Raw genomic sequence first — 1,070 nt, 5'->3', positions numbered from 1 at the left:
CCCCCGCCTTCCGCCGCGTGCTGCACCTCATCACCGCGACCTCGGGGGCCGATCTCGACCAGCTGCCGGTGAAGTGACCATTACGCTGGACCTGTGACCCGCTACATCGCGTTCTTGCGAGGCGTCAACGTCGGAGGCGTAAACCTCAAGATGGCCGAGGTCGCGAAGGCCATGGAGGCTGCCGGGTTCACCGAGGTTCGAACGATACTGGCCAGTGGAAATGTCTTGCTGGACAGCACTTCCGGTGCCGCGAAGGTCCGCAGCACGGCTGAGCGCGCGCTGCGGGACACCTTCGGTTACGAGGCATGGGTGCTGGTGTACGACCTGGCCACCCTGCAGAAGATCTCCGAGGGATACCCATTCGAGCGGGAGGTCGCCGACCACCACTCCTACGTGACGTTCGTCAGTGACGCCGAGTTGCTCGACGAGCTCGCGGCCCTGTCCCCGGGCGACGGCGAGAAGGTGCAACGCGGTGACGGCGTGCTCTATTGGCAGGTGCCCCGGGCCACCACACTGGACAGTGCGATCGGCAAGACCATGGGCAAGAAGCGCTACAAATCCTCGACGACGACGAGGAATCTGCGCACGCTGGACAAGGTGCTGCGCTGACGCGTCACCCCTGTGCTCGTCGCAGCCACCCCAATCCCTCACTGGTGCCCGCAGCCGGGCGGTACTCACAGCCGATCCAGCCGTCGAAGCCGGTCTCGTCGATGACCGCCAGCAGGTAGTCGATCGCCAACTCGCCGCTGTCCGGCTCGTGCCGGTCGGGAACTCCGGCGATCTGCAGATGCCCGACCCGGCCGGTCGGAATGTCCGTCCGCAACCGGACGGTCACGTCACCTTCGGTGATCTGGCAGTGGTAGAGGTCCAGCTGCACCTTGAGGTTCGGTGCCCCGATCTGCCCCACGATGTGGTGCGCCTCGTCCTGAAGGCTCAGCACATAGCCGGGCATGTCGCGCTGGTTGATGGGTTCGATCAGCACGTCGACGCCGGAGCCACCGGCCTGCCCGGCAGCCCAGGCGAGGTTGCCGCGGTACACCGCCAGCCGCTCCTCACGATCGGCCCCGGCC

At 66.4% G+C, this 1,070-nt stretch carries 2 protein-coding genes; one reads left to right on the top strand and one right to left on the bottom strand.

The annotated features are described in order from the left end of the window. Positions 1-93 precede the first annotated feature (93 nt). A complete protein-coding gene (locus tag ACWGPE_RS19235) occupies positions 94-609 on the top strand; it encodes a DUF1697 domain-containing protein (protein ID WP_273734877.1) in 516 nt (171 codons plus the stop codon). Between the two features lie 4 nt (positions 610-613). Here ACWGPE_RS19235 and ACWGPE_RS19230 read toward each other — a convergent pair. After that, positions 614-1,070: TIM barrel protein (locus ACWGPE_RS19230; protein ID WP_452049353.1), on the bottom strand; the 457-nt coding region annotated here is incomplete at its 5' end.

This window comes from Agromyces sp. NPDC055658, assembly GCF_053618155.1.
The sequence above is the reverse complement of the archived record's forward strand: the minus strand, read 5'-3'. Positions and strand labels throughout refer to the sequence as shown.